Annotated in this window: 24 protein-coding genes; 10 read left to right on the forward strand and 14 right to left on the reverse strand. The window is 27.3% G+C overall.

Annotated elements, in window-relative coordinates; genetic code table 11:
* Position 1: 1 nt before the first annotated feature.
* The 7 genes from ACFOWD_RS10670 to rpsF all read right to left on the reverse strand — a co-directional run bounded on the left by ACFOWD_RS10670 (position 2) and on the right by rpsF (position 3,940).
* Positions 2-1,213, reverse strand: a complete 1,212-nt coding sequence (locus ACFOWD_RS10670; RefSeq protein ID WP_377410437.1) for a sensor histidine kinase — start codon at positions 1,211-1,213, stop codon at positions 2-4.
* Positions 1,213-1,752, reverse strand: coding sequence for a heme NO-binding domain-containing protein (locus ACFOWD_RS10675; protein ID WP_377410439.1), 540 nt, complete (start codon positions 1,750-1,752; stop codon positions 1,213-1,215). The genes ACFOWD_RS10670 and ACFOWD_RS10675 overlap by 1 nt, the downstream gene beginning before the upstream one ends.
* A 2-nt stretch (positions 1,753-1,754) precedes the next feature.
* Positions 1,755-2,168: a response regulator gene (locus tag ACFOWD_RS10680; RefSeq protein WP_298992917.1), complete on the reverse strand. Its 414-nt coding sequence runs from the start codon at positions 2,166-2,168 to the stop codon at positions 1,755-1,757.
* Positions 2,169-2,308: 140 nt separating this feature from the next.
* Positions 2,309-2,776, reverse strand: coding sequence for a DUF6495 family protein (locus tag ACFOWD_RS10685; RefSeq protein ID WP_377410441.1), 468 nt, complete (start codon positions 2,774-2,776; stop codon positions 2,309-2,311).
* Positions 2,777-2,840: 64 nt separating this feature from the next.
* Complete coding sequence (gene rplI / locus ACFOWD_RS10690) at positions 2,841-3,287, reverse strand: 50S ribosomal protein L9 (RefSeq protein WP_298992915.1); 447 nt, start codon at positions 3,285-3,287, stop codon at positions 2,841-2,843.
* A gap of 14 nt (positions 3,288-3,301) precedes the next feature.
* Positions 3,302-3,598, reverse strand: coding sequence for a 30S ribosomal protein S18 (rpsR, locus tag ACFOWD_RS10695; protein WP_298992913.1), 297 nt, complete (start codon positions 3,596-3,598; stop codon positions 3,302-3,304).
* 3 nt (positions 3,599-3,601) lie between these two features.
* Complete coding sequence (gene rpsF, locus ACFOWD_RS10700) at positions 3,602-3,940, reverse strand: 30S ribosomal protein S6 (RefSeq protein ID WP_298992911.1); 339 nt, start codon at positions 3,938-3,940, stop codon at positions 3,602-3,604.
* An 87-nt stretch (positions 3,941-4,027) separates the two neighbouring features.
* Between rpsF and ACFOWD_RS10705 the strand changes: the two genes are divergently transcribed.
* Positions 4,028-4,921: a sterol desaturase family protein gene (locus tag ACFOWD_RS10705; protein WP_377410444.1), complete on the forward strand. Its 894-nt coding sequence runs from the start codon at positions 4,028-4,030 to the stop codon at positions 4,919-4,921.
* Positions 4,922-4,961: 40 nt separating this feature from the next.
* Here the strand turns inward: ACFOWD_RS10705 and ald are convergent, their stop codons facing one another.
* The 5 genes from ald to priA form a co-directional block, all read right to left on the reverse strand.
* On the reverse strand, positions 4,962-6,044 hold the full coding sequence (ald, locus tag ACFOWD_RS10710) for an alanine dehydrogenase (RefSeq protein WP_377410446.1): 1,083 nt from the start codon (positions 6,042-6,044) through the stop codon (positions 4,962-4,964).
* Positions 6,045-6,192: 148 nt separating this feature from the next.
* Positions 6,193-7,305 (reverse strand): hypothetical protein, encoded by a 1,113-nt coding sequence (locus ACFOWD_RS10715; RefSeq protein ID WP_377410448.1) that lies wholly within the window; start codon positions 7,303-7,305, stop codon positions 6,193-6,195.
* 25 nt (positions 7,306-7,330) lie between these two features.
* The gene (locus ACFOWD_RS10720; protein WP_377410450.1) at positions 7,331-8,149 is read right to left on the reverse strand and encodes a hypothetical protein; all 819 of its coding nucleotides are present in this window, start codon (positions 8,147-8,149) and stop codon (positions 7,331-7,333) included.
* Entirely contained in the window at positions 8,136-8,696 is a 561-nt protein-coding gene (locus tag ACFOWD_RS10725; RefSeq protein WP_298992899.1) for an RNA polymerase sigma factor, read from the reverse strand. The genes ACFOWD_RS10720 and ACFOWD_RS10725 overlap by 14 nt, the downstream gene beginning before the upstream one ends.
* A gap of 143 nt (positions 8,697-8,839) precedes the next feature.
* Positions 8,840-11,281: a replication restart helicase PriA gene (gene priA, locus ACFOWD_RS10730; RefSeq protein ID WP_449301192.1), complete on the reverse strand. Its 2,442-nt coding sequence runs from the start codon at positions 11,279-11,281 to the stop codon at positions 8,840-8,842.
* 88 nt (positions 11,282-11,369) lie between these two features.
* On the opposite strand from priA, the gene ACFOWD_RS10735 reads away from it, so the two are divergent.
* From ACFOWD_RS10735 to ACFOWD_RS10750, 4 genes are read left to right on the forward strand one after another with little or no spacing between them, the layout of a single operon-like run.
* Entirely contained in the window at positions 11,370-12,251 is an 882-nt protein-coding gene (locus ACFOWD_RS10735; protein WP_377410453.1) for an alpha/beta fold hydrolase, read from the forward strand.
* Positions 12,252-12,253: 2 nt separating this feature from the next.
* Positions 12,254-13,135 carry an alpha/beta fold hydrolase gene (locus tag ACFOWD_RS10740; protein WP_377410454.1) on the forward strand — a complete coding sequence of 294 codons (882 nt, stop codon included), beginning with the start codon at positions 12,254-12,256 and terminating at the stop codon, positions 13,133-13,135.
* A gap of 41 nt (positions 13,136-13,176) precedes the next feature.
* On the forward strand, positions 13,177-14,043 hold the full coding sequence (locus ACFOWD_RS10745; RefSeq protein WP_377410456.1) for an alpha/beta fold hydrolase: 867 nt from the start codon (positions 13,177-13,179) through the stop codon (positions 14,041-14,043).
* Positions 14,044-14,047: 4 nt separating this feature from the next.
* Complete coding sequence (locus ACFOWD_RS10750; RefSeq protein WP_377410458.1) at positions 14,048-14,674, forward strand: hypothetical protein; 627 nt, start codon at positions 14,048-14,050, stop codon at positions 14,672-14,674.
* Here ACFOWD_RS10750 and ACFOWD_RS10755 read toward each other — a convergent pair.
* Complete coding sequence (locus tag ACFOWD_RS10755; RefSeq protein ID WP_377410460.1) at positions 14,671-15,831, reverse strand: THUMP domain-containing class I SAM-dependent RNA methyltransferase; 1,161 nt, start codon at positions 15,829-15,831, stop codon at positions 14,671-14,673. The genes ACFOWD_RS10750 and ACFOWD_RS10755 overlap by 4 nt on opposite strands.
* Before the next feature lie 78 nt (positions 15,832-15,909).
* On the opposite strand from ACFOWD_RS10755, the gene ACFOWD_RS10760 reads away from it, so the two are divergent.
* Together ACFOWD_RS10760 and ACFOWD_RS10765 are read left to right on the forward strand one after the other, a co-directional pair.
* The gene (locus ACFOWD_RS10760; RefSeq protein ID WP_377410462.1) at positions 15,910-16,635 is read left to right on the forward strand and encodes a class I SAM-dependent methyltransferase; all 726 of its coding nucleotides are present in this window, start codon (positions 15,910-15,912) and stop codon (positions 16,633-16,635) included.
* The gene (locus tag ACFOWD_RS10765; RefSeq protein ID WP_377410464.1) at positions 16,632-17,309 is read left to right on the forward strand and encodes a ZIP family metal transporter; all 678 of its coding nucleotides are present in this window, start codon (positions 16,632-16,634) and stop codon (positions 17,307-17,309) included. Before ACFOWD_RS10760 ends, ACFOWD_RS10765 begins: the two co-directional genes overlap by 4 nt.
* A 7-nt stretch (positions 17,310-17,316) precedes the next feature.
* On the opposite strand, the gene ACFOWD_RS10770 is transcribed toward ACFOWD_RS10765, so the two are convergent.
* Positions 17,317-19,500 carry a RecQ family ATP-dependent DNA helicase gene (locus ACFOWD_RS10770; RefSeq protein WP_377410994.1) on the reverse strand — a complete coding sequence of 728 codons (2,184 nt, stop codon included), beginning with the start codon at positions 19,498-19,500 and terminating at the stop codon, positions 17,317-17,319.
* A 134-nt stretch (positions 19,501-19,634) separates the two neighbouring features.
* On the opposite strand from ACFOWD_RS10770, the gene ACFOWD_RS10775 reads away from it, so the two are divergent.
* The 3 genes from ACFOWD_RS10775 to ACFOWD_RS10785 are packed head-to-tail and all read left to right on the forward strand — an operon-like array spanning position 19,635 to position 21,756.
* The gene (locus ACFOWD_RS10775; RefSeq protein WP_377410466.1) at positions 19,635-20,600 is read left to right on the forward strand and encodes a KpsF/GutQ family sugar-phosphate isomerase; all 966 of its coding nucleotides are present in this window, start codon (positions 19,635-19,637) and stop codon (positions 20,598-20,600) included.
* A complete protein-coding gene (tatC, locus tag ACFOWD_RS10780; protein ID WP_377410468.1) occupies positions 20,601-21,422 on the forward strand; it encodes a twin-arginine translocase subunit TatC in 822 nt (273 codons plus the stop codon). It abuts the gene before it with no gap.
* Positions 21,406-21,756 (forward strand): carboxymuconolactone decarboxylase family protein, encoded by a 351-nt coding sequence (locus ACFOWD_RS10785; RefSeq protein WP_298992860.1) that lies wholly within the window; start codon positions 21,406-21,408, stop codon positions 21,754-21,756. Before tatC ends, ACFOWD_RS10785 begins: the two co-directional genes overlap by 17 nt.
* Position 21,757 lies beyond the last annotated feature (1 nt).

Below are 21,757 nucleotides of genomic sequence, written 5' to 3' on the forward strand. Positions count from 1 at the left end.
TTTATTTTTTAATTGTGAAATAAAATGTTGTTCCCTTACCTAATTTACTATCTAACCATATTTCACCTTCATAAAGGTTTACTATTTTTTTTACGATTGATAAACCTACACCTGTAGAATCATCATTTCTATTTAATGACTGAAAGATATTAAATATTTTATTATGGTATTGTTTATCCACTCCTATTCCATTATCTGAAACTGAAAATTCATAATGATGTTTCTTTTCATTACAACTAATTTCTATTAGACCATTTTCTTTGTCTATAAATTTAATAGAATTGCTTATTAAATTTTGAAAAATTTGTTGAATTTTTGTTTTTTCAGCTTTAATTGTGGGTAGATTTTCTTGAATGTTTACTTTTATATGTTCTGGTATAAAGAGAGTTCGTTTTAAATTTAGTAATAATTTATTTAAGTCTACTTGTTCATATTCATCAATTTTATAACCTGCACTAGAGTACTCTAAAACATTAGAAATCAAATTTTCCATATTTTCTAAAGTGTTTTCTATAAGATTAAAATTTTGTAGAGTAGTTTCATTAAAACTATCAATATTATCCTCTTTAATCCAAGAACAAAGTGCATGAAGGCTTCTTAAGGGAGATTTTAAATCATGTGAAACAATATGGGCATATTCTTGTAATTGATTATTACTGTTTTCTAATTCTTTAAGGATGTTTTCTTTTTGTAATTCTAATTTTTTAATTTTTGATATATCTCTAACAATACCTTGAGCTCCAATTATTTTTTTACTGTGACTATAAATTAATGATGCATTAATTTGCACCCATTTAGTTGATTTTGTAGAAGTTACAATTCTTGAAGTAAAATTTGTAAATGAACCAATTTCTTCTAGCTGTTTGAAAAATTGATTTGAATATTCTAAATCTTTTTTATGTACTAATTTTTTGATGTTTAAAGTGCTGTCTGAATAATGGTTAAATAATTCTTTAGCATTATTATTCATTTCTAAGATATCACCAGATAAATTAAAAACAACATAAGCATCATTTATATTCTTAAAAACCCCACTTAATTGAGTAGATTTTTCATTTAGTAATTTAGTTAATTCTTGATTTGCTAATTTTAATTCTCTAGAAATTAGAAGAAGGTTTCTAGATTTTTGCTCTAAAATTAATTCAGCTTGTTTTCTAGCCGATTTTTCTCGTTCTAATGCTTTTTTTAATACCTCTAATTCGTTGTTTTCCATTAGATCTTAGTAATGATGAACTTAACCTCAGTTCCATCATCCTTAATTTTTTCTAATAGAATAGTAGCTTCTGAGTTAAAGTGTTCAAAAGTCTTATTCATTAAACCAAGACCAAAATAATACATGGCTCTACTTGATTTATAAATCATTATGAGGGAATTTTTTGTTTTTTCTACTACTGTAAATGTAGGTAATTCTGCATCAGGATATATTTTTCTTACTTCTACATGTATATGACCTTCTATTGAAGCTAACATTTCTATAGGGTCATCATATGCAGATATTAGACTTGAATAATTAGCGGTTAACACAGAAAAAAAGTGTTCTGCATAAACTAATAACAATTGGTCTATAGAAATACCTGTGTTTTTATTTAAATTTTGTAGCAATTGAAGCATTTCTGAGAAATTATATGTGCCAATTGCTGTATAAGCTCCATTTGATTCTAGAGTAGACTGACTTAAAATTTTGTCTACCATTTCTAAGCCAAATTTGGTTTCAACTAATTCTAAAAACTCAGTAAATATTATACCTTTCATTCTTATACTTTATTAAGCTCATTAATGCTCCAGTAAGACAAAACTGTTTCTATTTTTTTAACGTAATCTTCGTACTTTAATGGTTTTAATACATAACCAGACATCCCTGTTTTATAACATTCTAAAATATCTTTTTGATTACTAGAAGTTGTAAGAATTATTGTTGGTATATGTTTTAAATCGTCATTTGCTTTTATAATTTTTAAAAATTCTATACCATTAATTTTTGGCATATTTAAATCTAGAAGAATAATGTCTGGAATTTTACTTCTATCTTTTAAAAACTCTAAAGCATCTTCTCCATTCTTTGCTTCATTTATTGTATGATTTAATTTTAATAATGAAATTGTTCTTTTCATTTTCATTATTTCAATCAAATTATCTTCTACTAGTAATATCCTTAGAGTTTTCTCCATTAAAGAATAATATTTACATTTATAAAGTACAAAATAAATTTAATGTAATGTATTTTTAAGATTTTAGTGTTAAATAGTAATTCTGTATAGTTAAAATGCAATTAACTGTCGACGAATGGTATGCAATATAGTTAAAAAATCTAACTAATTAAATTATTAAAATAATCAAAAATTTCACCTTTAGAAATAACACTTCCTTTCTCAATTAAATCAAAAATTTCAGAATTTCTTTCTTTATTATATTTTTTTGACCCTTTAAAAATTTCTACAGAGTTATCCATAGGATTTTTCATTAACCATTCAAACCCATTTTGTTCTAAAAGATTTATATCCCAATTTACTTTTATAGCAATTCTATGAATTTCATCTTTATCACATTTAAAGAGATTAGCTGTTGTTTTAGAAAAATGTTCTATGTAATTAGTTTTTGTAAGTACGTCATCCCAAACAACATCAGAAAAAATATTCATTTCTTCTTCTGCAACGTTAGGTTTTTCTTTTTTTATCTGATTCCATTCTTTAACATCAATACTTTGTGTTGCCAAAAATTGTGCAAATTCTTGATGTAAACTTTCAAATTGTTCTTTTGTTAATTGCCTATATTTCATATTTGTAAAAATAAAAAAGCTCGTTATTTCTAACGAGCTTTTTTTTAATAAATTAAGGTATTATTTATTCTGCAACAACATCAAATGTAATGTCTGCAATTACTTCTCTATGTAATCTTACAGAAGCTTCATATTTACCCAATCTTTTTACAGAACCACCAACAACTTTTATAAATTTCTTGTCAATTTCTGTACCTGCTTTAGCTAATGCATCAGCTAAATCTATATTATTTACAGATCCAAATAATTTATCTCCAGATCCTGTTTTTGCTGAAATTTTAATTTCATACCCTTTAATTGTTTCTGCTTGTTTGTTAGCATCTTCAATTAATTTAGCTTCTTTGTAAGCACGTTGTTTTAAATTTTCTGCTAATACTTTCTTAGCAGAAGAAGTAGCTAAAACTGCTTGTCCTGTAGGGATTAAAAAGTTTCTACCATAACCATTTTTAACAGTTACAACATCATCTTTAAAACCTAAATTTTCTACGTCTTGTCTTAATATCAATTCCATGTTCTACTTCTTTATTATTTTAACATATCACCAATGTAAGGCATTAACGCTAAATGACGCGCTCTTTTGATTGCTTGTGCAACCTTACGTTGATACTTTAATGAAGTTCCTGTTAAACGTCTTGGTAAAATTTTACCTTGTTCGTTTACTAAATACATTAAGAAATCTGCATCTTTATAATCAATATACTTAATGCCTTTTTTCTTAAATCTACAGTATTTTTCTTCTTTCTTAGTTTCTATATCTAATGGCGTTAAATATCTAACGTCAGCAGATTTACCACCTTTTGCTTGTTGTTCTATTGATGCCATTTGTTATTTTTTTGCAGTTTTACGTTCTCTTCTTTTTTCTGCCCAAGCTGCAGCATGTTTGTCTAACCTTACAGTTAAATAACGCATAATGCTATCATCTCTTCTAAATTCTAATTCAAAAGCTGCAATTTCTTCACCAGCAATTTTAAATTCAAATAAGTGATAAAAACCACTTTTTTTGTTTTGGATTGGATAAGCTAATTTTTTTAAGCCCCAATCTTCTTTTGAAATCATTTCTGCACCTTTGGAAGTCAAATAGTCGCTAAACTTTTGTACTGTTTCCTTTATCTGAGTATCAGATAAAACGGGATTCAAAATGAAAACAGTTTCGTAATGATTCATAATTAATAATTTATTGTTTATTTTGAGGCTGCAAATATAGTAACTTTTTTATATTTACAGTAGCTTTTTTTATTTTAATATATTGATATGCAAATACCTGAAATTCCTAACCTTATACATTATGCTATACCTTTTTTTATTGTAACAGTTATCTTAGAGATTATACTTACAATAAAAATAAAATTAGATGAGTATGAGTTTAAAGATGCTGGCACTTCTATTTTAATGGGTTTAGGAAATGTTTTTATAGGATTATTTACAAAAGGGATTGTTTTAGGGGTATTTTTATTTTTATATCAATATCGATTTTTTACAATACCTTTTGCTTGGTGGTCTTGGTTAATTCTTTTGTTTGCTGAGGATTTATGTTATTATTGGTTTCATAGAATTAGTCATGAAAGTAGATTGTTTTGGGCTAGTCATGTAGTGCACCATTCTTCACAAAAATATAATTTAAGTACTGCTTTAAGGCAAACTTGGTCTGGAAGTTTTTACAGCTTTGTCTTTTGGATACCTTTACTACTTATTGGCTTTCATCCAATTATGGTGATGACTCAAATGGCTATTAGTTTAATTTATCAATATTGGATTCACACAGAACTCATAAAAAAAATGCCTAATTGGTTTGAAGCAATATTTAATACTCCTAGTCATCATAGAGTGCATCATGCAACAAATCCTCAGTATTTAGATAGAAATCATGCTGGTATATTTATTATATGGGATAAACTTTTTGGGACATTTGAACCAGAAATTGAAAAACCAGTATATGGTTTGGTGAAAAATATTGAAACTTATAATCCTGTAAAAATTGCTTTTTTAGAATGGGTAAATATGTTTAGAGATTTTTCTTTTTCTAAAACATCATTTTTAAATAAAGTTAAATATTTAATTAAACCTCCTGGATGGAAACATGATGGAACAGGTGTTTTATCTTCTGACTTAAGAGAAGAATGGGAGAAAAAAAATAGACAAGCATAATTTACTTGTCTATCTTTAATATTGGTTTTTAATTTTATTTTTAATCAAAAATACCTTCTAATTCTTCATAAACAATTTTACCTTTTACGATATTTAATCCTTTAGCTAGAGATTTATCTTTCTCACATGCTTTTTCCCATCCTAAATCTGCTAACTTTAAAATATAAGATAATGTAACGTTTGTTAATGCAATTGTAGATGTATAAGGAACTGCTCCAGGCATATTAGCTACACAATAATGCACTACATCATCTATAATGTAAGTAGGATCTTCATGTGTAGTTGCTCTAGTGGTTTCAAAACAACCACCTTGATCAACAGCCACATCAACAATTACAGTTCCTGGGCGCATTTCTTTTAACATATCTCTTGTAATTAATTTTGGAGCTTTACCTCCTTTCAATAAAACACCACCAATAATTAAGTCATGATCTTTTATATGTTTTCTGATACTATACTCACTTGAAAAGTCTGTTACAACATGGTTTGGTAAAACATCATTTACATAACGTAAACGTTTCATATTAATATCCATAATGGTTACATGTGCTCCTAGACCTGCAGCCATTTTTGCTGCTTGTACACCAACAACACCAGCACCTAAAACTAAAACTTTACCTGGTTTTACACCTGGTACACCACCTAATAAAATTCCTCTTCCTTTAATTGGTTTTTCTAAATATTTTGCTCCTTGTTGTACAGACATTCTTCCAGCAACTTCAGACATAGGTGTTAATAAAGGTAAAGTGCCTTCTTCATCTTCAACTGTTTCATAAGCAATACAAATAGCTTTACTTGCTATCATAGCTTTTGTTAAAGGCTCACTTGATGCAAAATGAAAATATGTAAAAACAACTTGATTTTCTTTAATTAAAGGATATTCTTCAGCAATTGGTTCTTTAACTTTTACAATCATTTCGCTTTGATCATAAACATCGTTAATTGTAGGAAGAATAGTTGCCCCGACTTCTTTATAATCTTTATCGAAAAAACCACTACCCTCACCTGCTGTAGCTTGCACATAAACAGTATGATTTCTTTTGGTAAGTTCAAATACACCAGCAGGTGTCATACCTACTCTATTTTCGTTGTTTTTAATTTCTTTAGGAATTCCTATTTTCATGGGTTAGTTTTTAATTTTTGTAAAAATAAAAATCCTTTTGCTATTAAATTAACAAAAGGACTTATTAGTACTATTTTTATGATTTTACAATTTTTTAATAATGTAAAATATATAATATGTTTTTTTTAAGATTTATTTTATTGATTTACTAATTTAAATCTAAACGAACACCTAAAGAAATGTTTCTAATTTCAGTATTTTTAAACAATGGGTTTAAATCATATTTAGCATACAAGCTTACATCTTTATAACCAATATAAGTACTTATTCCATAATTAAATACATTCATGTTGTAATTATCATACTGAACTTCTTCAACAGAAACATTATTGTTGTCTCTATATTCTAAGTATTGTCTTGTACCTAATTTAAATCCAACAAAACCTCCTAATCCAAACCTCACAGATTTATTTGTTCTATCTCTTATTCTTCCATCATTATAAACTCTGTTTTTAGATAAATCCCACTCTAAATGCATTGGAAAATTCATTTGTACATGACGTAACCTACTTTCTGACAAAGGGTTAGCAAAAGTTTGAATTTCTGTCATATCACCATTTTTAACATGAACTTGATTGCCTTCTAATCTTAAATTATTCCATAAAAAGGATACACCATATTTTAAGTAAAATTGAGAAGGTTTATTGTTTAATCGTGTTTTCCATGTCCATCCTAGTTCATAAAAACGAGAACGTCCTACTTGATAATTTGAATTGTTTAAAGAAGATAAATCATTATCCACTAAAACATTATTTATACCCATTGCAAAAACAAATTGAGTTGTTGTACTTCTTTGGTATTTATTTTTTCTTTCCCATCTATTTTTTCTTCTTTTTTCATTTTCGCCTTTATCTCCTTCAGAAATATTAAATCGAAATATTTTATTTCCAATAGAAAACACATTGTCTTCATCTTCAAATTTGTCTTTTTTATTTTCTTCTACACTGGCTATTTTACCATTGGTTTTGTCTTGCACCAATAATTGTAATAATCTTTCTTGTTCACCAACTAATTTTTCAATTCTTCTTGCATGATAAGCAGCAACCTCTTTTTTAAGAGTATCTGCTGTTGTTTTTGTGATTTCACCTTTCCCTAATTTTTTATCAATTTCTATAACTTTTTGTTTTAAAGAATCTTTTTGTTGTTTGGTAATCATTTCAATTCTTTTAGAAATTTTACTCACTTCTTTTTCAAAAGTTTTTTCTTGAGTATATGCTATAGTTGTACACAACAACACTAGAATTAGTAGTATTCTTTTCATTTTTTTATGTTTTTAAGATTTTTGTTTAATTATTTCTACTTGCGATTGCAGTTGCAATATCAGAGACTTTTCGTTTTAAGTTTTTTAAGAAGTTATTCTGAAAATCATCGTCATCTATAGAGCGCTCTACTTCAGCTAAAATGGTTTCAGGCTTAACTTTTAAATTCGATTTTTTGAGCTCACTTTTAATCGTTTTTAAAACATCATCTCTGTTTATTTGATATTTTGCATAGTATGCTTTTACCTCTTTCTGTGAATGTGTTACTGCAAAAAGCAAATCGTCTGCATTTATTTTTATAGTGCTATTTGGGTCTTTTTCGATTTCTTTAAATTGTAAAGACTGTTTAAATTCTGAGATATCTTTATTGTTGTTTTTTAGAATTTCTTTCTTATCAACTTTTGCAATGATTTTATCATTATTACTAATAGGATCAATCACTATTTTTTTTGTTGTAGAACTCTCCCTTTTGGATACATTTGCTGAAACTTTTGAGGTTTCCTTAGGTTTGATTTCATTTTTTTTAACAATAGCTTCTTCAACAGGAACTTCTTCAAAAACTTTATCAATTTTTTCTTTAATAACCTCTTTTTCTAAAGGACTAATTACAATTTCTTCTTTAATAGGGATAGCCTTATTATCATCTGTAGTAAAAATTTGAAAACCAATAGAAACCAATAGTAAAATACTTGCAGCTATACTGATATAAAAAAACAACCCTCTTTTTTTTTCTTTTGGTTGTTCGTCTAATTGAACAGATAAACGTTCCCAAGCAGAAGTAGATGGAGTAAAAGTTCTGTTTTCAAACTTTTCTTTAATAATTTTATCTAGTTTATTTGTCTTCATGAACTGCTTTATTCATTTTTATATAATTTTCTTGCAACATTTTTCTAGCTTTAAATAGTTGCGATTTTGATGTACTTTCAGAAATGTTTAGTTGTTGTGCTATTTCTGAATGTTTATAACCTTCTATGGCAAATAAATTAAATACCATTTTGTAACCTTCTGGTAATTGATCTATTAGTTTTTGAATATCTTCTACAGTTGTACTTTCTAAACTTTCTGTAGCTGAATCATTAAACACATAATCTTCATCAGATAAATCAATTCTATTTTTTTTACGTAGGTAAGAAATACAAGTGTTTACCATAATTCTACGAATCCAACCTTCAAAACTACCTTCGTGTTTAAACTTATGTAAGTTGGTAAAAACTTTTAAAAATCCTTGTAATAATAAATCTTCTGCATGATGTAAATCTTTTACATATTGCCTGCAAACCCCCAACATTTTTGGAGAATATTGCTCAAACAATTGTTTTTGCGCTTCTCTATTGTTGGAAATCGCTTTTTTAATTAACGATTTTTCTTGGTTATGCAATTTTATAATTTTCAAGCCTCTTATTATGTGTTTTTATTGCCTTACAAATATATAGACTACCAAAGTTTTAAAATGGTTGCTTTAAGTTTAAAACTTTTTGTATTTATTTTGTTTAATTAAGAAAACTGATAGTTTAGACTATTAGAAATATAGACTAATTAATAAGCATCTACATCTATAATAAAACGAATTGGTCTAAATTCTTTAACAGCTTCAAAAGTATTTTTAATTTTTTGAATTTGATTTTTAGTATTCGCTAAACTTTGTTTAGGAGGGATTTTGATTACTACATTTTTTATATACTGATTTCTAATTCTTGCAACTGCAGGTGCTGTTGGGCCTAAAACATGCTCTCCAAAAGAATTGTATAAGGCTTTAAATAGCCAATTAATACCTGAATCAACTTTTGTATAATCTCTATGTTTTAAAGTAATTTTAATCAATCTGTAATAAGGAGGATATTTGAATTGCCAACGTTCTTGCAATTGCTCTTTAAACATAGCTTGGTAATCTGTTGTAGAAACTTGTTGTAATATTTGATGGTAAGGATTATAGGTTTGTATTGCTACATTACCTTGTTTTTTGCTCCTTCCTGCTCTTCCTGAAACTTGTACCATTAATTGATAAGCTCTTTCATGAGCTCTAAAATCTGGGAAATTAAGCATAGTATCAGCATTTAAAATTCCCACTAAAGAAACGTTATCAAAATCTAGCCCTTTAGATAACATCTGTGTTCCAACTAAAATATCTATTTCTCTAGCTTCAAAAGCACCAATTATTTTTTGATATCCGAATTTTCCTCTTGTTGTATCTAAATCCATTCGTCCAATACTATAATCAGGAAATAGTTCTTTAAGCTCTAATTCTATTTGTTCTGTACCAAATCCTTTAGTGTCTAATGTATTACTGCCACATGCAGAACAGTTATTTGGCATTGCTCTTTGATAATTACAGTAATGACAGCGTAATTCGTTTTTATATTTATGATACGTTAAAGAAACATCGCAGTTAGGACATTGTGGAGAAACGCCACAAGTTTTACATTCTACAATTGGTGAAAACCCACGTCTGTTTTGAAAGAGAATTATTTGTTCTTTTTCATCTAAAGCTTCTTGAATTAATACAAGCAATCTATCAGAAAAATGACCTTTCATTTCCTTTTTTCTATGCTTTTCTTTAATGTCAATTAATTCAATTTTTGGTAATTGAACGTTACCAAAACGTCTATTTAATTCAACAAAACCATATTTATTTTGCTGGGCATTAAAAAAACTTTCTAAAGAAGGTGTAGCAGAACCTAATAGTATTTTTGCTTGGTGCATTTTAGCTAAAACTATAGCTGCGTCTCTTGCATTGTACCTTGGATTTGGCTCAAATTGTTTGTAAGAAGTTTCGTGTTCTTCATCAACAACAATTAAACCTAAATTTGAAAATGGTAAAAATAAAGAAGAACGTGCTCCTAAAATTATTTGAGCTTTACTTTTATTTTCCAAAACATTATTCCAAACTTCTACTCTTTCATTCATAGAGTATTTTGAATGAAAAACTGAAATTTGTTTACCAAAATAAGCTTGTAAACGAGTTATTATTTGCGTAGTTAATGCAATTTCAGGTAATAAAAATAACACCTGTTGTCCTTTATCTAATATCTCTTGAATAAGTTTTGTATACACTTCTGTTTTACCAGAACTTGTAATTCCGTGTAAAAGAGTTACATCTTTTTGTAAAAAAGCATCTTTTATTTCAATTAATGCTTTTTCTTGAAACTCATTTAATTTTTTTAATGAATTTGTATCACCTTTAAAATGTATTCGATCTGTTTTTAAATGATAAAATTCTAATATATTTTTATCTACTAAAGAATTTAAAATAGCTGAAGAGACATTAGATTTTGTTTCTAATTCTTTAGCTTTAATTGGTTTTTTTGAAGTAGATAATTGAAAATAAGTTAATATAGCCTCTCTTTGTTTTTTTGCTCTAGAAAGTTCTTCTAGTAAAGTATTTAATGAATCATCAGCATTGTAATCTGAATGTAATTTTACATATTTAACTAACTTTGGCTTATAGGTTTCATAAATTTCTTCTTTAATGTATATAGCTGATTTTTTTAATAAACTATTTACAATTGGCATTACTTTTTTTCTATCAAGTATATCAACAATTTGATGAATGGTTAATTGTGATTGATGTTGTAAAGCTTCAAAAATTAAAAACTCATCATCAATTAAAACAGACTCATCTGTAAAAGATTCATTTTTATAAATTATAGTTTCACTTTCTAATAAAAAAGCTGATGGTAAAGATGCTCTATATACATCTCCTAAAGCACACATGTAATACTCAGCTATCCATTGCCAATGTTTTAATTGTATTTTGTTTACTATTGGAAATTCATCTAAAATTTGATGTATTTCTTTGGCTTCATACAATGTGGGTTCATTATTATGAATTTTATAAACTAAAGCTGTATAGATTTTACTTTTACCAAAAGAAACAGCAACACGCATTCCTTCTTTTAAAAAATTATACTCCTCTTCATTTATACTATACGTAAATGTTTTTTGAATTGGGATAGGTAATATGACGTCTATAAAGTAAATCTTATAATTTTTTTAACAATACTAAAATCAAAACTAAATAAAATTTAGTATCTTTAAACTAAATAATTATCTTTTAATTCCCCCAGCTATGATTACTTCCGATAATTGGAAAGAAAGAGGAAAATTTTATACAATTTCTAACAAGCAAATTTTCGTAATTGATGAAGGCGAATATGCTGAAACTATTGTAATTCTTCATGGATATCCAACATCATCTTACGATTATTCTAGAGTATTACCAGAACTAACTAAACATTTTAGAGTAGTTATTCATGATCACTTAGGTTTTGGATTTTCTGATAAGCCTGATTCTTTAACCTATTCTTTAATAGACCAAGCTGATATAGCTTTACAATTATGGAATAAAATGGGACTTAAAGAAGTTTCAATTTTGGCTCATGATTATGGAACTTCTGTAGCTAAAGAAATATTATCTCGCAAAAACCATAACTTAATTCCTTTAAAAATTAGAAGAATCTGTTTGTGTAACAGTAGTATGCGACTCGAACATCTGCATTTAAGAAATATGGGTAACCTACTTAAAAACAAAAAGTTAGGAAAATTTATTGCTAGATTAACAAGTAATAGCTACCAAAAATTTAAAAAGAAAATTAAAAGTAATTCATTAGACCCACATTTAAATAATAAATATGATATTAATAATGTATGGGATCAAATGAATACTTCTCAAGGACAAAAAGAAATTCATTTATTAAGTAATTTTATTAACGAACGTTATACTTTTTGGCATAGATGGACAGAAGCTTTAAAAGAATCTGAAATTCCGATTAAAATAGTTTGGGAGAAAAACGACCCTATTGCAGTTAAAGAAATTGCCATTGTTATGGCAACAGAAAACCAAAATGAAAAAATAGTTTGGATAGAAAATGACAAACATTACTCAATTATTGAAAATCCTAAAAATTGGATGAATTTGGTTTTTAATTTCGATGTTAAAAGAAGGTTTTAATTATGGATTTAGCTCTAGATAAAAATATAAGAACTGCTGAAAGTTGGAAAAATAAAGGGATATTTATTCCTGTTTTTAATAAAGAAATTTTTACAATTGATGTTGGCGAAAGTGAAGATTGCTTAGTAATTCTTCATGGATACCTTACATCTTCTTATGATTATAATAAAGTAATTGATGAACTTTCAAAAAAATATAGGGTTATTATACCAGATTTAATTGGTTTTGGTTTTTCTGATAAAGTTTTTGATTATTATTTTACAAGCGTAGATCAAGCAGATTACATTTTAGAATTTTGTAAACAATTAGGTTTAAGAAATATTACTTTTTTAGGTCATGATTATGGAACTGCAATAGTTCAAGAAATATTAGCTAGAAAAAATGCTAATGTTTTAGGATTGCAAATAAAAGAGTTTATTTATTGCAATGGTAATTTACCAATAAATCATTCTAATTTTTTAGATACTCAAGATTCTTTAAAATCAGAAGTTTCAAAAAAAATTATAACCATGTTAGCTTCTTTTGGAGTTTACAAAAAAACAATGAAAGAAATATTTTTTGATAATGCTAATATAACTGATGAAGAATTAAAGCAAATGTGGCTTCAATTAGAATACAATCATGGTAGAAAAGTAATTAATTTTATATATAACTATCTAAGAGAAAGAAAAATATTTTGGAATAGATGGTCTTTAGCAATACAAGAAACTACAGTGCCAATTAGAATTATTTGGGGTAAAAAAGATCCACTTATAGATGAAATTATTCCCTTAAATCTTGAAAACAAAGTACAAGCTAATCACATTCATTGGATTAATGATGCAGGACATTTTCCAATGCTAGAAAAACCTAAAGAATTTATATCTGCTGTTTTAAATGGCTAGTGTTTCAAAAATATATCCTTATTTTTATTAAAAAAAATATTTTGACAAGTAAAAATTGGGAAAAATTAGGTAAATACACAAAAGTTTTTAATAGAACAATTTTTATGATTGATTCTGAAAATCAATCAGATTCTAAAAAAGAGACTTTAGTAATTTTACATGGCTATCCTACTTCTTCATTCGATTATCATAAGGTTTTACCTCAATTAGCTAAAAAATATAGAGTTATACTTCATGATCATTTAGGGTTTGGTTTCTCTGAAAAACCATTGGACTTTTCCTATTCTTTAATAGAACAAGCAGATATTGCTTTACAACTTTGGAAACAATTAGGTTTAAAAAAAGTAGTTTTATTAGCACACGATTATGGCACTAGTGTTTGTACAGAAATAATTGCAAGACATAATAAACAACAAATTCATTTACAAATAGATAAATTAATTTTATCTAATGGAAGCATTCATATAGAATTCTCAAAACTTAGAACTATTCAAAAACTACTTAAAAATAAATATACAGGTAAATGGGTTGCAAGACTAACAAACTATCCTATTTTTAAAAGAAACATGAGAAATGTATATTTTGATAAAACTAAAGTTACAGATGAAGAATTAAAAGAAATGTGGCTTCAATTAGAATATAATAATGGTAGAAATGTAATACACTTACTTACAAATTATATTAATGAGCGTTATTATTTTTGGTATAGATGGGTTGGTGCTTTAAAAGAGACTAGTATTAATACAACCATAATTTGGGCAGAAAATGACCCAATTGCAATTCCTAAAATTGCAGAATTATTACATAAAGAAATATCTGATAATAAAATATTTTGGATGAAAAACTGTGGGCATTTTTTAATGCTAGAACAGCCAAAAGAATGGTCAAGTTTAGTTTTAAAAGCATAAATTAATGACTCGTTACAAAAAGATTAGAGGGCATCATAAAATTTGGAAAAACATAGATAGTTGGGTTTCTTACAATAAAAAATTAGATTTAGAATACCTACAAAGTAGAAAAAGAGAATATGTAAAAGTTTGGGTACAACCTTACTCTAATATTAGTGTCTTAAATAGTGAGTTTAAACCCCCAAAAAATAAGACTAGAAAAAAAATTATTGAGGGTATTTTTGAAATCTACAATAGCTGGAAAAATCAATTAGATTCTTTAAATAAACCTTATTATTTAAAGATTTGGTTTTTTCCTGAAGATGTTTCTAAATGTCAAGTTGTTTGTGCTATAGATGAATTTATAGATTTTTATGATGTTACTTTTTATAAACCAAAAATTAATAAACCATTTCCTTTTGATAAAAGAGGATTAAAATGGCAGTATTGTCATCAAGAACATCATTTAACAATTAAAGATATTGATGAACCAGAAAGTTTTTATAGTTACCAAGATTATTTAGAAAATAAAAAATGGATTGAGGCTGTAATGAAAAATCCTAAAACTAGAATTTCTGAATACAATGAAAATGGAAATTTAACAACCTATTACTCAATTAAAGAATTTGATGTTTGGATTGGAGGAAATTAAGTGGCTTTTTTAACCTTTCTAGAACCCTCATATAATTCATATTTTACAAACTTACAGTCTAAATCTCCATTCTTTAAAGCAATTCTTTTAGATGTTCTTAAACCTACATGCTTTAAAGCATCAACATCAGAAGTAATTAACCATCCAGTTGAACCAGGGTAATTGTGTTTTAAAGTATCTCCTATTTTTCTGTAAAATTCAGGAATATCTATATTTAAACGTTCTCCATAAGGTGGATTAAACAAAATAGTAGTATTTCCAAAAACTTCTTTAGTAGAATTAAAAAAGTTTACATGATGCACACCAATAAACTCCTCTAAATTTGCAGATATTATATTTTGTCTTGCTTTTTGCACTGCAGAAGGTGCTTTATCAAAGCCCATAATTTTAAAATGAGAAGATCTAATTTTCTTTAATAAAGAATCTTGAATTATAAAATATAAATCTTCATCATAATCTTTCCAATTCTCAAAAGCAAAATGTTTTCTATTAATATTAGCAGGAATATTATTAGCAATCATTGCAGCTTCAATTAAAATAGTTCCAGAGCCACACATAGGGTCTATAAAGTTTTCATCACCTGTATAACCAGATAATAAAACCATTCCTGCAGCTAAGATTTCATTAATTGGTGCAATGTTTGTTGCTGTTCTGTAGCCTCTTTTATGTAAAGAATCTCCTGAGGAATCTAAAGAAACAGTTAGCCAATCTTTTTGAATATGTATATGAATTTTTACATCAGGATATTTTAAGTCTACATTAGGTCTTTTATGATATTTATGCCTAAAATAATCTGCAATTGCATCTTTAGACTTTAAAGAAATATAATGTGAATTAGAGGTAAAATTTTTAGAATTAACAACAGCTCCTATTGCAAAAGTACCTTCAGCATCTAAATATTTTTCCCATTTTATTTTTTGAATTGCCTCATACAAATCTTCTTCGTCATAAACTTTACAAGTTTTAATGGGTTTTAGAATTCTTACAGCAGTTCTTAAAGCAATATTTGCTTTGTATAAAAAACCTTTATCACCTCTAAAAGAAACACTTCTAACAGCTTCTTTAACATCTTGTGCACCTAAATCTTTAAGTTCTTTAGCTAAAACACTTTCTAAACCAAAAAGTGTAGTTGCTACCATTTTAAAATCCTTATCCATGTTGCAAAGTTATATATAACAAGTCAGATATTTTTTCTAAAGTAAGAATTAATTACTTTTACGACTTCTAAAAAAGAGATGAAGAAAAAAGACTGGTTTACAGATTGGTTTAACACACCATATTACCATACATTATACAAACATAGAAATGATATTGATGCTCAGTTGTTTATGAAAAACATTACTGCATTTTTGTCTTTACCAAAAACAACTCATATTCTTGATTTACCTTGTGGTAAAGGGCGTCATTCAGTTTTTTTAAATTCTCTTGGTTATAAAGTGACTGGAGGAGATTTAGCAGAGAATAGTATAAAATTTGCTCAACAATTTGAAAATGAATCTTTACAATTTAGAGTTCATGATATGCGTAAACCCTTTAATAATAAGTATGATGCAGTATTTAATTTGTTTACTAGTTTTGGGTATTTTGAAGATGACAATGAAGATTTACTAATTTTAGAAAACATTAAAAAAGGGTTAAAAGAAAATGGTCTTTTTGTTTTTGATTTTTTAAACGCCATAAAAGTTAAAAACACTCTAGTAAAAGAAGAAGTTAAAAAAGTAGAAGACATAACATTTTATATAAAAAGAGAAATTAAAGACGGGTTTATTTTAAAAAATATATCTTTTTTTGCAGATGGAAAAAATCATTCTTACACAGAAAGAGTTAAATTTTTAGATATCTCAAAAATGAAAGATTATTTTAATAAAGTAGGATTTACAATTACCGAAATTTTTGGTGATTATAAATTAAATAAATTTGATTCTGAAAATTCAGATAGACTAATTTTTGTAGCAAAATGAGTTATTTTTTATTAATATTTTCAGTTCTTTTAGGAGTTATTTTAGTGCTTCTTATAAAGCCTAACAAAAACTTAACTCGTTTATTATTAGCTTTTAGTGGAGCTTATTTATTATCTGTTACAGTTTTACATTTATTACCAGAAGTATATACTGTAGATGCTAATTTTACTATTTCAGGAATTTTTATTTTGGCTGGTATTATATTACAATCTATACTTGAATCTTTTTCTAAAGGAGCTGAACATGGGCATATTCATATTCATACAGATGGAAAAAAGTTTCCTTTATTATTATTTGTAAGTCTTTGTATACATGCTTTTTCAGAAGGGTTACCTATTCATTCTGCTGATCAAAATTTATTATGGGCAATTTTAGTACACAAAATACCAATAGCTATCGTATTAACAAGCTTTTTATTACAAGCTAAATATTCTAAAAAAATAATAGTTTCTTTTTTACTCTTATTTAGTTTAATGAGTCCTCTAGGTGTATTATTAGGTGAGAAAGTAATCTTTTTTAGTAATTACAAAACAGAAATCACAGCTTTAATCATTGGTGTATTTTTACATATTTCAACCATAATACTTTTTGAAAGTACTGAAAATCACAAATTTAATCTAAAGAAATTTGCTGCAATAGTTTTGGGTCTAGCACTAACTCTTTTGACTCTGTAAGATGAGTTTAGTTAGCTACTTCGTTTGTGAATTTAATTCTCATTAAACGTAATTCTTCCTCATCATAATCACCATCAAATTCTTCTAAAGCTTCTTCAATATGATCATTTTCTGCTTCCATAAAATAATCATGAATTTCTTCTTGTTGATCTTCATCTAACAAGTCATCAATAGCATAATCAATATTTAATTTCGTTCCAGAAAAGATGATTCTTTCCATTTCTCTTATAAGTTCACTCATTTCTAAACCCTTAGATTTTGCTATATCATCTAAAGGAAGTTTCTTATCTGTATTCTGGATAATAAAAAGTTTTAAACCAGAATTGACTCCTGTACTTTTTACAATTAAATCATCTGGTCTTAGAATATCATTTTCTTCTACATAATCAGCTATTAATTTTACAAAATCCTTTCCAAATTTTCTAGCTTTACCCTCTCCTACACCATGTACTTTAGAAAGTTCATCCATGGTAATAGGATATTTAAGAGCCATATCATCTATAGAAGGATCTTGAAAAACAGCAAAAGGTGGTACTCCTTGTTTATTAGCTACTTTTTTGCGTAAATCTTTTAATAGTTTAACTAACTTTTCATCAGCTGCACCTCCAGAAGATTTAGAATTTGTGATTATAGTATTATCATTTTCTTCATTATATTCATGATCTAATGTCATCATAAATGAAGTAGGATTTTTTAGAAAAGCTTCACCTTCTTCAGTAATTTTTACAACACCATATTGTTCAATTTCTTTCTTTATAAAGTTTACAACAAGTACTTGTCTAATAAGAGCCATCCAATAAGAACTAGTTTTACTTTTTCCTATCCCAAAAAATGGTTGTAAATGAGTTTTATGTGAGGTTAATAAAGCGTTTTCTTTACCAATTATAGTGTTAACTATTTCTTTTGCTTTATATTTTTGTAAAGTGTCTCTTATAACATTTAATAATATGACAACATCATCTTTTGCTTCTTGTTTCTTCTTTGGATTTCTAGAATTGTCATCCATGTCAGCTCCTTCTCCATTCTTCTCATCAAACTCTTCTCCAAAATAGTGTAATAAATATTTACGCCTATTCATAGATGTTTCTGCATAACCAACGACTTCTTGTAATAATGCATGACCAATTTCTTGTTCAGCAACTGGTTTGCTGGCCATAAACTTCTCTAACTTTTCAATGTCTTTATAGGCATAGAATGCTAAACAATATCCTTCTCCATCATCTCTACCTGCTCTACCTGTTTCTTGATAATAACTTTCTAGACTTTTGGGTATGTCATGATGAATCACAAATCTTACATCTGGCTTGTCTATACCCATACCAAAAGCAATTGTTGCTACTACCACATCACAATCTTCCATCAAAAACATGTCTTGATGTTTTACTCTAGTTTTAGCATCTAAACCAGCATGATAAGGCACAGCATTAATTCCATTAACTTGTAAAATTTGAGCAATTTCTTCTACTTTCTTACGACTTAAACAATAAATAATTCCAGATTTCCCTGGTCTTTGTTTAATAAATCGAATAATATCTTTCTCTACTTCTTTCGTTTTTGGTCTTACTTCATAAAATAAATTAGGCCTATTAAAAGAAGCTTTAAAACGATTAGCATCAGTAATTCCTAAAGTTTTTAAAATATCTTCTTGTACTTTTTCTGTTGCAGTAGCTGTTAAACAAACCACAGGTACATTATCGATTGCTTTAATAATATGTTTTAGGTTTCTATATTCGGGTCTAAAATCATGACCCCATTCAGAAATACAGTGAGCTTCATCTATTGCTACAAAAGAAATTTTTTGTGTACGTAAAAAAGTAACGTATTCTTCTTTTATTAAAGATTCTGGAGCAACATAAAGTAATTTTGTAATGCCATTTGAAATATCTTCTTTAACCTTAGCTACTTCAGTTTTATTTAACGAAGAATTTAATACATGTGCTACACCATCGTTTTCTGATATACCTCTAATAGCATCAACTTGGTTTTTCATTAAAGCAATTAAAGGAGAAACTACAATTGCTGTTCCTTCTTTCATTAATGCTGGTAGTTGATAACATAAAGATTTACCACCACCTGTTGGCATTATCACAAAAGTGTTTTCTCCATTTACAACACTTTCAACAACCTTTTCTTGTAAACCTTTAAAGGTGTTAAATCCAAAATACTTTTTTAAAGAACCATGTAAATCCATTCCCATAAAAATCAATATCTATTTAAAAAGAAACCAAACAAATATTATTTGATGAAACTTATTTTTAACGTAAATTTGCTCGTTTCTATATCTAAAGATATAACTTTTTTTTATTTTGATAAAACAAGTATAGTTTGAAAAATATTTCGATAATCGATATTGCCAAAGACACCATACGTCTAGAAAGTGAAGCCATTCAAAATTTAGCTCAATTAATTGATGATAATTTTGAAAAAGCTGTAAAATTCATTTTAAACTCTAAAGGAAGAGTTATTGTTACTGGTATTGGTAAAAGCGCAAATATAGGAACCAAAATTGTTGCTACATTAAACTCTACAGGAACACCTGCAGTTTTTATGCATGCTGCAGATGCTATTCATGGTGATTTAGGTAATGTTTTAGAAGATGATGTTGTTATTTGTATATCTAAAAGTGGTAATACACCAGAAATAAAAGTTTTAGTTCCACTGATTAAGAATTATGGAAATAAAATTATTGCTATAACAGGTAATATTGATTCTTTTTTAGGAAAAAATTCAGATTTTCCTTTAAATACTTTTGTTGAAAAAGAAGCTTGCCCAAATAATTTAGCGCCAACAACTAGTACTACAGCGCAATTAGTTATGGGAGATGCTCTAGCTGTTTGCTTATTAGAATTAAGAGGATTTACTAGCAGTGACTTTGCAAAATATCATCCAGGAGGAGCTTTAGGAAAAAGACTATACTTAAGAGTTTCTGATTTAGTTGAAAAAAACGAAGCTCCTAAAGTTGCTAAAACTGATTCTATTGCTAAAGTAATTATTGAAATATCTGAGAAAAGATTAGGTGTAACTGCTGTTGTAGAAAATGATAAAATAATTGGTATTATTACAGATGGTGATATAAGGAGAATGCTAAGTAAGACAACTAAAATTGATGCTTTTGTAGCCAGTGATATTATGGGTAATAAAGCAAAAACAATTCATAGTGATGCTATGGCTGTTGAAGCATTAGATATTTTAGAAAATAATAGCATTTCTCAGCTTTTAGTAGTCGATGACAATAATAATTATGCTGGTGTTGTTCATTTACATGATTTAATCAAAGAAGGTATTTTTTAAATGGCAGAACAACAAAAAGAAATGTCTTTTTTAGGTCATCTAGAAGAACTAAGATGGCATATGGTTAGAAGTGCAGCAGCTATATTTATTTTAGCTATTGTATTTTTTGCTTTTGCAGAACAAGTATATGATCATTTCTTATTAGCTCATATTCAACCAGACTTTATAACTTACAGAATATTTTGTGACTTTTTTAATTTCTTTGGAGTAGATAGCGATTTCTGTACTATAAATTTTGCAGATAAAAAATTACAAAGTATTAAGGTTACCTCTCAATTAATGAATTCTATTTGGTCTTCATTAATTTTAGGTGTAATAGTAGCATTTCCTTATATTTTATGGGAGATTTGGAGGTTTATATCTCCTGGATTAACTGAGAATGAAATTAAAAGATCTAGAGGTTTTATTTTAATAGCTTCAATTTTATTTTTTATAGGAGTTTTATTTAGCTTTTATGTTATTGCTCCTGTATCTATTCATTTTTTATATAACTATCAAATTACAGATAGTATACAAAATAGCTTTACACTAGAATCTCATATTGGTCTAGTTACTAATATGTTATTAGGTGTTTCTATTTTATTTGAGTTACCAGTTTTAATTTATTTTCTAACAAAAATCGGACTAATAACACCTGAGTTTTTAAAACGTTATAGAAAGCATGCATTAGTTGTTGTATTAATTCTAGCTGCCATAATAACACCTCCAGATGTAGCTAGTCAAGTTATAGTAGCAATTCCTATTTTATTTTTATATGAAATAGGTATTAAAGTGTCTAAAAGAGTTATTAAAAATCAAGAAAAGAATGCCAACAAAAGTTAAAGAATTTAATGATTATCGTCAAGAAATGAACGATAAAATTTTAGCAACAGACAACAAAGTTATTAAGAGAATTTTCAACTTAGATACTAATGCTTTTGCAGCAGGTCATTTATCTGTTAAAACAAAAGAGTTATTAGGTTTGGTTGCATCTACTGTTTTAAGATGTGATGATTGTGTAAAGTATCATCTTGAATCTTCAATGGAAAATGGTGTAACTAAAGAAGAGATGTTAGAAACAATGGCTATTGCTAATCTAATTGGTGGTACAATTGTTATTCCTCATTTAAGAAGGGCTTATGAATATTGGGAAGCCTTAGAAGAAGAAAAATTATAAT

The organism is Polaribacter marinivivus (assembly GCF_042651285.1).
Classification (GTDB): domain Bacteria; phylum Bacteroidota; class Bacteroidia; order Flavobacteriales; family Flavobacteriaceae; genus Polaribacter; species Polaribacter marinivivus.

Excerpts from the sequence above, each read along its gene's own strand:
- ACFOWD_RS10670 (WP_377410437.1), bottom strand. The coding sequence starts at position 1,213 with ATGGAAAACAACGAATTAGAGGTATTAAAAAAAGCATTAGAACGAGAA.
- ACFOWD_RS10675 (WP_377410439.1), bottom strand. The coding sequence starts at position 1,752 with ATGAAAGGTATAATATTTACTGAGTTTTTAGAATTAGTTGAAACCAAA.
- ACFOWD_RS10680 (WP_298992917.1), bottom strand. The coding sequence starts at position 2,168 with ATGGAGAAAACTCTAAGGATATTACTAGTAGAAGATAATTTGATTGAA.
- ACFOWD_RS10685 (WP_377410441.1), bottom strand. The coding sequence starts at position 2,776 with ATGAAATATAGGCAATTAACAAAAGAACAATTTGAAAGTTTACATCAA.
- rplI (WP_298992915.1), bottom strand. The coding sequence starts at position 3,287 with ATGGAATTGATATTAAGACAAGACGTAGAAAATTTAGGTTTTAAAGAT.
- rpsR (WP_298992913.1), bottom strand. The coding sequence starts at position 3,598 with ATGGCATCAATAGAACAACAAGCAAAAGGTGGTAAATCTGCTGACGTT.
- rpsF (WP_298992911.1), bottom strand. The coding sequence starts at position 3,940 with ATGAATCATTACGAAACTGTTTTCATTTTGAATCCCGTTTTATCTGAT.
- ACFOWD_RS10705 (WP_377410444.1), top strand. The coding sequence starts at position 4,028 with ATGCAAATACCTGAAATTCCTAACCTTATACATTATGCTATACCTTTT.
- ald (WP_377410446.1), bottom strand. The coding sequence starts at position 6,044 with ATGAAAATAGGAATTCCTAAAGAAATTAAAAACAACGAAAATAGAGTA.
- ACFOWD_RS10715 (WP_377410448.1), bottom strand. The coding sequence starts at position 7,305 with ATGAAAAGAATACTACTAATTCTAGTGTTGTTGTGTACAACTATAGCA.
- ACFOWD_RS10720 (WP_377410450.1), bottom strand. The coding sequence starts at position 8,149 with ATGAAGACAAATAAACTAGATAAAATTATTAAAGAAAAGTTTGAAAAC.
- ACFOWD_RS10735 (WP_377410453.1), top strand. The coding sequence starts at position 11,370 with ATGATTACTTCCGATAATTGGAAAGAAAGAGGAAAATTTTATACAATT.
- ACFOWD_RS10740 (WP_377410454.1), top strand. The coding sequence starts at position 12,254 with ATGGATTTAGCTCTAGATAAAAATATAAGAACTGCTGAAAGTTGGAAA.
- ACFOWD_RS10750 (WP_377410458.1), top strand. The coding sequence starts at position 14,048 with ATGACTCGTTACAAAAAGATTAGAGGGCATCATAAAATTTGGAAAAAC.
- ACFOWD_RS10755 (WP_377410460.1), bottom strand. The coding sequence starts at position 15,831 with ATGGATAAGGATTTTAAAATGGTAGCAACTACACTTTTTGGTTTAGAA.
- ACFOWD_RS10760 (WP_377410462.1), top strand. The coding sequence starts at position 15,910 with ATGAAGAAAAAAGACTGGTTTACAGATTGGTTTAACACACCATATTAC.
- ACFOWD_RS10765 (WP_377410464.1), top strand. The coding sequence starts at position 16,632 with ATGAGTTATTTTTTATTAATATTTTCAGTTCTTTTAGGAGTTATTTTA.
- ACFOWD_RS10770 (WP_377410994.1), bottom strand. The coding sequence starts at position 19,500 with ATGGATTTACATGGTTCTTTAAAAAAGTATTTTGGATTTAACACCTTT.
- tatC (WP_377410468.1), top strand. The coding sequence starts at position 20,601 with ATGGCAGAACAACAAAAAGAAATGTCTTTTTTAGGTCATCTAGAAGAA.
- ACFOWD_RS10785 (WP_298992860.1), top strand. The coding sequence starts at position 21,406 with ATGCCAACAAAAGTTAAAGAATTTAATGATTATCGTCAAGAAATGAAC.